At 24.7% G+C, this 522-nt stretch carries 1 protein-coding gene; it reads left to right on the top strand.

Translation table 11 applies throughout. The features are described from left to right. Positions 1-522: insulinase family protein (locus CD172_RS12560; protein ID WP_142384456.1), on the top strand; the 522-nt coding region annotated here is incomplete at both ends.

Here is a 522-nt window from a genome sequence, read left to right as displayed (position 1 = left end):
GTCCTCATAACATTCATAGAAATGAATATAAAGAGATCCTTAGTTTAGAGGATATATATGGAAGATATAGATATGGAAAAGCAGAAGATTTTTATTTAGTAGATTTACAAAAGAAAGATATCAATGATGTCTTTTTGAAGAATTATGAATATAAGTATACTCACTATAACAATTTAATCAAAATAGATAATCCTGTAATACATAAGAAATATAATCTCAATAATAACTTTAGCTTAAGAAATAACATTTCAGAAGTAGGAATAGATAACCATCCTTTTTACACACTCTGTTGGAGTATTAAAACCAATTGTATTGAGGACATATGTTTTTACGGAAATTTATTACAAGCATATCTTTCGCATTATGGGCATTCAAAATTATTTAAAGAACTTAGAATAAAGGCTTACCAACTATACCATTTTAGTTCATATTTTGATAATGAATGTAATCTGTTTTTTATACACTTTAGTTCTGATATTAAGGAAAAAAATGATATTAAAAACTGTGTTATTAGTATAATGA

This window comes from Staphylococcus agnetis (assembly GCF_002901865.1).
Taxonomy (GTDB): domain Bacteria; phylum Bacillota; class Bacilli; order Staphylococcales; family Staphylococcaceae; genus Staphylococcus; species Staphylococcus agnetis.
The sequence above is the reverse complement of the archived record's forward strand: the minus strand, read 5'-3'. Positions and strand labels throughout refer to the sequence as shown.